The 9,276-nt window shown below is 29.7% G+C and carries 8 protein-coding genes; all 8 read left to right on the top strand.

Annotation, left to right across the window (positions count from 1 at the left end; all coding sequences use genetic code 11):
- Positions 1-1,053: 1,053 nt before the first annotated feature.
- The 8 genes from HGB55_RS14210 (at position 1,054) to HGB55_RS14175 (ending at position 9,138) form a co-directional block, all read left to right on the top strand.
- A complete protein-coding gene (locus HGB55_RS14210; protein WP_168817624.1) occupies positions 1,054-1,617 on the top strand; it encodes a hypothetical protein in 564 nt (187 codons plus the stop codon).
- A gap of 553 nt (positions 1,618-2,170) precedes the next feature.
- Complete coding sequence (locus HGB55_RS14205) at positions 2,171-2,371, top strand: hypothetical protein (RefSeq protein WP_168817622.1); 201 nt, start codon at positions 2,171-2,173, stop codon at positions 2,369-2,371.
- Positions 2,372-2,392: 21 nt separating this feature from the next.
- Positions 2,393-3,505, top strand: coding sequence for a hypothetical protein (locus tag HGB55_RS14200; protein WP_168817620.1), 1,113 nt, complete (start codon positions 2,393-2,395; stop codon positions 3,503-3,505).
- A gap of 231 nt (positions 3,506-3,736) precedes the next feature.
- A complete protein-coding gene (locus HGB55_RS14195) occupies positions 3,737-5,041 on the top strand; it encodes a TIGR02281 family clan AA aspartic protease (RefSeq protein ID WP_168817618.1) in 1,305 nt (434 codons plus the stop codon).
- A gap of 154 nt (positions 5,042-5,195) precedes the next feature.
- The gene (locus HGB55_RS14190; protein WP_168817616.1) at positions 5,196-5,981 is read left to right on the top strand and encodes a DUF4145 domain-containing protein; all 786 of its coding nucleotides are present in this window, start codon (positions 5,196-5,198) and stop codon (positions 5,979-5,981) included.
- Between the two features lie 163 nt (positions 5,982-6,144).
- Positions 6,145-7,152 carry a hypothetical protein gene (locus HGB55_RS14185; protein ID WP_168817614.1) on the top strand — a complete coding sequence of 336 codons (1,008 nt, stop codon included), beginning with the start codon at positions 6,145-6,147 and terminating at the stop codon, positions 7,150-7,152.
- 234 nt (positions 7,153-7,386) lie between these two features.
- A complete protein-coding gene (locus HGB55_RS14180) occupies positions 7,387-8,145 on the top strand; it encodes a hypothetical protein (protein ID WP_168817612.1) in 759 nt (252 codons plus the stop codon).
- Between the two features lie 234 nt (positions 8,146-8,379).
- Positions 8,380-9,138 (top strand): hypothetical protein, encoded by a 759-nt coding sequence (locus HGB55_RS14175; protein ID WP_168817612.1) that lies wholly within the window; start codon positions 8,380-8,382, stop codon positions 9,136-9,138.
- Positions 9,139-9,276: the final 138 nt, after the last annotated feature.

The raw sequence follows: 9,276 nt of genomic DNA, 5'->3' as shown, positions 1-9,276 counted from the left end.
ACAACTTCTTTCAACTGAATTTGAGCAATATTGCGGAGTGAATGTTGAAACGGTCAGATTTGAGCAATGAATCGGTTAAAGATGAGTTAAAATGAAAAATCTAGCTATGTGTGATTAAGTTACTTTAGCTAACAATGGCTATATTGCATTGTGGCGGATTTTCTTTTTCAGAAAATCCTCGTATATTTACTAAAGTTATTGCTATGGCGGAAAAATCTTACCGATTTTTCCACAACGACAACATAGCCTAAACCGTTAGCTAAAATAACGTGCGAAGAACTCGGCTGAGAGATTTTTATTCAAAAATAATGATTTATTAAAGCTGAAAATTAGTCCGATTTTGAGCACTATTCCGGAATGAGTTTTTGATCTATTTTTCTTCTAAAACTAAATTTCTGCTACGGCTGAGATTTTCTCTGAGAACTCTTCTCTCCTATTCTTAAGTTCTGCTAAATTGAGAAATTTAATGAGTTGAATTCGTTGAGTTGAGTTTCGTTTCGTGGGAGTTTTTCTCTTATTTTTAGTTTTTTAAGCTAATTTTCTGCTAAACTGAAAAGAACATATTCGTTTGAATGATTTTTAGATTGTTTTAGTTGCTTTTCATCTTTTCTACTAAACTGAAAAATTCATCAATGATTGAGTTTTTAAATAATTCGTTTTCTTTTTATAATTAGTACTAAACTTGAAAAGTGAAACTCTAAAAGAAAGATTTTTTGATTGTTTTAGTTACTATTCTTAATTATTACTAATTGAAAAATTGAATTTTAAAAACACACAAAGGAATGAGAATTGTATCGTCAGATTTGAGCAATGAATCGGTTAAATTTGAACTAAAATTGATAAATCCAACTTTGTTTGATTAAGTTACTTTAGCTAACAATGGCTATATTGCATTGTGGCGGATTTTCTTTTTCAGAAAATCCTTGTATATTTACTAACATAATTGCTATGGCGGAAAAATCTTGCCGATTTTTCCACAACGACAACATAGCCTAAACCGTTGCCAAACATTTACGAAATAGATACAAATTATAAAGATAAAAGATATTTGATATGGAAGAACTCATTTTGAAAAAGCTACTAAAAAGAGGAAAAGCTGATTTTATGAGTTTGAGATATGACTTACCAATCACAACCGAATTTAAACCAGCTTTTGAAAATTTACAAAAGTTAAAATTGATTGAATTTGAAAAGCAAAATAATGAAATGATTTACTTCTTGTCTCAAGATGGGATAGATGCAAGTATCAAAGGACTTGATAGATGGGCGAAAGAAAAAGTTTATAATGAAATAAAGGAAAGATGTTTTGGACTTACTAAAGACACATCTTCAATCGAAATTAAAGCCTTACGAGACTTGGAAGATGAAGGATTTATTTATGAGTCAGAAAAAAGAAAATACAAAGTTGTTCCACAAAGAAAACTCAACATAAATAACAATAAAGATAATTCAATTGAAAAGAAAACATCAAACAATAGAAAAAAGGGATTTTTGAGTATGATCTTCAAAAATATTGGATGGTGGATTATTTTAATAATAACAATATTAGGAATAATAGAATATAGATTTCACTATATAGCTAATGGATGGGAATGGATATTAAACAATATAAACTGATTAATAAAACGTTAGGCAACACCGTATAAAATTTATGCTTAAATTAGTACAAAATTAAAAATAAAAAAATTGTAACAAACCGATTTGCTACAACCGAAAAATCTCCGATTTTCCAGTCGCACAAATCTTATACAAACTCGTTAGCATAAATAGCTCGACTGAGTTTTGGTCAGAAAAATTAAAGTTGAAAAAGTTAATTGAAAACTATGATTTTTAGCAATATTTCGGAATGAAAATTGTAGCGGTCAGATTTGAGCAATGAAAGCGGAAAGAATTGAGTTTCTACTGAAAAAATTGTACTAAACCGAGAAATTTCTGAGTGATTTATACTCAAAACGGAATGAGAATTGAATCGGAATGAATTTGCTTTGAATGAAAAATATGTACAAACCTGAAAAATTCCAGATTGACTTCCACTCCGGAATTGAGCATTGAAACGGTTAAGATTTTGAGCAACGAATCCGAATATCTTTAAAATGAGTAATTGCAATAAACTGAGAAATTTCAAAACTTTTCCTTTAAAACGTGAAAATTATAGTGGAGAAAAAACTAAATGAGAAAAATTAGTATGTTTGATAAATTTCAGATAATAGAAAAATTCAATGCTCAGCAGAACGTGTCGCTAAATATGCTAACAATGGCTATATTGCATTGTGGCGGATTTTCTTTTTCAGAAAATCCTCGTATATTTACTAAAGTTATTGCTATGGCGGAAAAATCTTACCGATTTTTCCACAACGACAACATAGCCTAAACCGTTGGCTGTAATATTGAGATGAATTTAGATTACTTCAAGAAAATAATTCCTAGCAACGATTTCAACAAAATTGAAAAATTAGTTGATGAGAAAATTGTATCCGAGAAACAATTTATACAAATCTTAAAAAAAACATTTAAACTTAATTCAAAAAAAGGAGAAGTTGAAGGCAAAATAGAGTTTTACAAACTTTTAATGGTTTTAGAATTTATTAGAGTAATTTCTAAACAATCAAAAAAAGAAAAAATTCTAAACGAATCTATAAAAAGATTAATGTCAACTAATGGAATAGAAACTGTAAATGAGATTTATAGTCATATCGGTTTACATAGTCTATTTTCAAATTATAATGTTTGTAACTTATATGAAAAATTTCCAGACGGAATGTTAATTGAGGGAGATAAAAGAATTCCGATTGAAATAAAATCTAGATTTCCAAGGATATTTGATTCTTTACTAAACTTTTACGACAAATTATCAGAGTTATTTCCGGTTATTCCAGATAAACACTTGATTATTGAGTTAAGAATAAAAGAAGTTTCAAACAAAGTTAAACCAAAAGATTTTGATTCTGAATTTCAATATTTTAAAAGAGTGTTTTCAAAATTTTATTATCAAGCTATGCCTGATTTCCCTAACGGATTAGTTTTTAATCGTAATAAAGATTATTTAGTTTATTCTTTATCACTTTTCATCAAAGATTCTAACTTATCAAGTATGGGAATATCTTCAAAACAAACAGAATCTTTTTTTTCATCAAATAAGTTTAAATACAATTCTAAAAGTGGTGTTTTTAGTTGTTCTCAATTTTCGGCATTTATTGAGAAAAAAGTTTATTCTTTTTTCTCAAAAATCTTAATTGATGATTGTATTAAAAACATTAAGAATATTCCGAATGAACCAAGAATTTTAGCAATTTATAGTAATCACTTCAATAATTCACAGTTAGGAAAATTTGTAAGAGATTCGATTGATAATTATATCAAGAAAAATAAAGGAACTTGCATAGTCGGAATTTGCGGGATATTTAATGAGAGAAATGAAAATATTATTGGAATATCAGAAGTAATTGCTGGAGAAAGAATTAAAGAATTAATCAAACCTTATATTATAAAACCAGAATTGTTATAAATACAACAGCCAACAATGCATATAAAAAATTGCTTAATTGAACAAAATAGAAAACTATTAAAACAAAAATCACTAATTTTAAACAACGGAAAATTGCGTTTTCAAACTTGCAACTTTTCATATTCTAAACCGTTACCCAACATATAGAACAACATTATGACTAAAAATATATTTTTTGCCTTTTTTCTGATTTTTTCCTTTAAAAACACCTTTTCACAAACCATTGTACAAATGGAAAAAGTCAACGGAGTTTACCAAATTCCCTGCAAAGTAAATGGAATTGAAATGAAATTCATTTTTGATACAGGAGCTTCAGATATTTCAATTTCAAAAACGGAAGCAAATTTTCTCGCTAAACAAGGACTTTTAAAAGAAGAAGATATTATAGGAACTCAAAAATATCAAATTGCTGACGGTTCAATTTCAGAAGGAACAAAAATAATAATAAGAGAAATTAAGATTAAGGACATATTTATTAGAGACGTTAGCGCAACAGTGATAGACAATGATAATGCACCTTTGCTATTTGGTCAATCTGCTTTATCCAAATTCGGACGTTTTGAAATCGAAAGAAACATTTTAAGAATATATTCCAAAGGAAATCGAAATAACTATGAGTTTTTAGGTATTGACCTCACAAAAACTATTGACGATTTTGGATTAAGTCGCGTTAATCTTGTAGATGCTAAACCAGTACTTGGGATTCCTTTTGATGCGTGTAAAGTTTCAAAAGAACACGAATTAAAAGATTTCGGATTTGAAAAACAAAGTTTAGTATTTGATAAAGAAGGGAATATATTTATGGTTGGTCTAACAAAAGAAGCAGAAGGAGAATATAACTTTGAAAAAGAAAAATATGCCAAAGATTTTTTTGAGAATCTTTACGAAACAATGTCTGTTAAATTTGGTTCAAGTGAATCAAAAATGTCTAAATCTGCTCAATGGAAAACAAGGAATTTTGAATTATTGATGAATATCGAATCTGATTATAAGATTGGATTGTTTTACATCCCAAAAATCTTTATAAATCAGGATTTAGTTATGGGTGAAGGTAAGCAAGAAAAGGAATTTAAGAAGAACAAAAAGCCAAGTCCAGAGGAAATGGCAAAATTTGATGAAAAAATAAGAAAAGATTTAGCTGAAATGACAACATTAGCTTATCAAACAGCACCTATTGATAAAAAATGGAAACTTAATGCATATTCAAAAAATGAAATTTTGTTTATCAGTATGGAAAGAGATAGAATGGATATTCGACCATCATTAGAAGCTAATAGCCAAAAAAGAAAAATTAAAAACCTTGAAAAAGTAACGAGTAAAGATTTAGCTTATTTGGTATATAAGAATTATATAGCAACAAATGATGAAAAAAATTTAAAGTTCTTGAGTGAACTATATAAAGAGATTAGATTTGACTATTATTTCTCTTACATAGACGGCACTTCTTCAGAGGTGAATTTCTCAATACTATCTGAAGAAATGCTGAAAATTGGTATACCCGTTATTAAGAGGAAATTTGACACATATTGTAATTAATACGTTGGGTAACAACGTATATAAAAAATAGCGGTTTAATCGCTTAATCAAAAGAAAATGAATAAATTAAAGGTCATTATTAAACTGAAAATTTAGTACCTAAAATCCGCTACTTTTCATATACAAGACCGTTAGGCACAATTAGGACATAAATATGAAAATTAGAGATTGGAATAAAATAAAGTTTTTACAAAAATCCAAAATTGAATGGCCTTGCCCAAACTGTAATAGTTCTGCATTAAAAATTGAAAAAGATAAATTTCATTCCACCGAAACTGCCAACTCTTTAGATAATCGTGAACACGAATACTGGGAAATCGAATGGATTCATCTGATTTTTAGTGGAATTTTAAAATGCAGTAGTTGTGGAGAAACTGTAACAATGACAGGATATGGAAATGTTGAACACGTGCATTTTTACGACCATATCTCAAACGAATATGAAGAAGCATTAAACGAAGAGTACACACCAACTTTTTTTCATCCTACTTTAAAAATTTTTCAGATTTCAGAAAATTGTCCAGAATTAGTCAGAAATGAAATATATGACTCTTTTAAACTATTTTGGTTTGACCTTCCGTCTTGTGCAAATAAGGTAAGGACTTCACTTGAATTACTGCTAAACGAACAAAAAGTAAATAAAACAATAGCAATAAAAAAAGGTGGCAGAAGAAGATTAAAACTTCACGAAAGAATTGTTGAGTACAAGAAAAAAAACAAACAAGTTGCTGATTTTCTTTTAGCTATTAAATGGATTGGTAATACAGGTAGTCACATTGGAAAATTAGAACGTAATGACCTTTTAGACGCCTATGAATTGTTAGATTTCTCTTTAAGCAAACTCTATGACAGTAAAGAAACTGAATTGGAAAAATTGCAAAAGGAAATAAATAAAAGAAAAGGTGTAAGAAAGAAAACGACACGAAAAAAAAGAAAATAACTGTGCCTAACAACGTATATAATCCATTGCTAGTGAGAGCCTACTTACGAAAATCCTCACGGATTTTCTATTCGATTTTTATTTGCTAAATTACACGCTAAACCACGCAACGTATCATATACAAACCCGTTGGCAACAAGCTGAAAAAAGCAACAGAAAATAAATGAAAGAAAAAAGACCAATAGATAGAAAAAGAGAATCAGGCGGAATGGCTGACATCGGAACGAAAGAAGATGGAGCTATTATGCAAATGATTAAAATCGGAGAAAGATTGATCATTCTAAAAGAAAAATCTATTTATGAGTTTATAATGGCTGACGACATCGACCCAGAAAGGACAAACATCAAACTACCAAATAACATCCACAAATTAATAATTGATCAAGGCTCTGAATCCGAAATGGTTTCTAAAGTTTTCTTAACAGCTAACACACTTTTTAATAAGGGTAAATTTGATGAGTCTGTGGAAATCCCGAAAGCTTTAAATCTTACACTTGACTTGATTCAAGAATTAGCAATTCTAGAAAGTGAGATAAATAGCTACCTAAAGAAAGAAGAAGAAGTATCGGCTGAATATGAATCAAAAAGGGACAAACCAGTAAGCTATTCGATTCCTTCAATTGGAAATGCTAAAAACCGTTGCACTACAATCTTTCAAAAGGCGGACCATATTGAGCAAACTTTAATGAAAATTATCACCATCTTTTATCCAAATGATGGACTAACTCAGCAATCTCACTTTCCGAAACTTTGTGATTTAATAAAGGGAAAATATGGAGAAAAGGACAGTTTTACCGAATTTCTTGAATCAACTTTGGAATTTATGACTGTAATCAGAAATTTAAGAAACGCTTTGGACCATCAACTTAAAGGTGTTGAAGTCTACGACTTCGAATTAGCTGCAAACTCTGATGTACTTGCACCAAGTATTGAGCTTGATTTTAAAGGTAGTAAATTAGAAAGACAATCGTTATCAGAATTTCTTAAAATATTAATTCCAAACTATATTCATATTTGCGAATTAACAATAGTGCATTTGGCAGGCAGGAATTTTATTTCAGGTTTAATGCAACAAGCGATTAGAGAAATTCCAGAAGAAAAAAGAAGGAATAAATACGTTAGATATAGTTTTTGGTCTGCTATGGGAGTTGGTGGATATTTTGACCAATAAAAGCCAGTTGCCAACAATGGCTAAAAAAAATTGCTTCATTATGCTAAATAGAAAAATTAAACTAAATTTAAACAACATTACAAACGGCGGAAAAGTACGATTTACCAATCGCAACTTTTCCTAGCCTAAGCCGTTGTAAGCAATTTGAGCGAACTATGAAACATTGAGTCAACTTTGATAGAGAACATTAAATGAAATAAACTTAAAATGACAAATTCAATTTTCCTAAACTGCTTGCTGACAATATCCACAGCTGACTGGATTAATATTGTTATTGCAAGTGTCGCATTTATAGCTGCTATAATTGCATTATTCACTGTTAATGAAATAAAAAAGCAAAGACTACACAGTTATCATCCTGATATTAATATGGCAGATTTTAGCTTCTATGTTTATCAAGGTGATTATGACGAGGAAATAAAAACAAACTTCTTATACACTTACAGAGAAAGAAAAAATGAAGGTGATTCGATTGGTGGTTTTAATCAATTAACTATGGACATTAATAACATAGGATTTGGTGTTGCAAAAAATATAAAATGGAAATGGGATTTTGACTTTGATAAAGCAGAAAAGGTGATTTGTGAAAATCAAGAGGTTTGGTGGAGGATGAAAGATAATATTCTAAGTGTGGATTCTAAAGAATTGAATGTTGAATGGACATACGATATTGAAGAAGACAATGAAGAAAGAAGTTTTAACTTCATATTACCGTATTCTAATGAAAACAGAAAGACGGAAATTGTAGTTCCTTCCTACTTTGTAGATTTATATTGGCTTTATATGGCTGGACAGTTATTAGTGGAGAAACCTAAAGCTATATACATTAACTTTCCTTCTATCGAGTTATCAGTTTTTTATACAGACATACAATCAAATAAGATTTCAAAGATTTTTAATATTGACCTTAAATTTGATATGATTTCAGGTCCTGGAAATAAATCAAAGGAGCTTGGGAAATTTAGGTTTGAAATTACAGAGAAAAACAAATAAAAACTGCTTACAACATTTTGTATAAGTAATGGCAGGCGATGTGCTAAATTTTAAGGTTTGTAGCCCGCTCAAACTGCGTAGCGGTTTGACAGGAAAGTGCCACGCAATCTGCCACTACTCATACAATTTACCGTTGTAAGCAATTTGAGCGAACTATGAAACATTGAGTCAACTTTGATAGAGAACATTAAATGAAATAAACTTAAAATGACAAATTCAATTTTCCTAAACTGCTTGCTGACAATATCCACAGCTGACTGGATTAATATTGTTATTGCAAGTGTCGCATTTATAGCTGCTATAATTGCATTATTCACTGTTAATGAAATAAAAAAGCAAAGACTACACAGTTATCATCCTGATATTAATATGGCAGATTTTAGCTTCTATGTTTATCAAGGTGATTATGACGAGGAAATAAAAACAAACTTCTTATACACTTACAGAGAAAGAAAAAATGAAGGTGATTCGATTGGTGGTTTTAATCAATTAACTATGGACATTAATAACATAGGATTTGGTGTTGCAAAAAATATAAAATGGAAATGGGATTTTGACTTTGATAAAGCAGAAAAGGTGATTTGTGAAAATCAAGAGGTTTGGTGGAGGATGAAAGATAATATTCTAAGTGTGGATTCTAAAGAATTGAATGTTGAATGGACATACGATATTGAAGAAGACAATGAAGAAAGAAGTTTTAACTTCATATTACCGTATTCTAATGAAAACAGAAAGACGGAAATTGTAGTTCCTTCCTACTTTGTAGATTTATATTGGCTTTATATGGCTGGACAGTTATTAGTGGAGAAACCTAAAGCTATATACATTAACTTTCCTTCTATCGAGTTATCAGTTTTTTATACAGACATACAATCAAATAAGATTTCAAAGATTTTTAATATTGACCTTAAATTTGATATGATTTCAGGTCCTGGAAATAAATCAAAGGAGCTTGGGAAATTTAGGTTTGAAATTACAGAGAAAAACAAATAAAAACTGCTTACAACATTTTGTATAAGTAATGGCAGGCGATGTGCTAAATTTTAAGGTTTGTAGCCCGCTCAAACTGCGTAGCGGTTTGACAGGAAAGTGCCACGCAATCTGCCACTACTCATACAATTTACCGTTGTA

Source organism: Lutibacter sp. B1 (assembly GCF_012524075.1).
Classification (GTDB): domain Bacteria; phylum Bacteroidota; class Bacteroidia; order Flavobacteriales; family Flavobacteriaceae; genus Lutibacter.
This window is presented reverse-complemented; position numbering and strand designations above follow the sequence as displayed.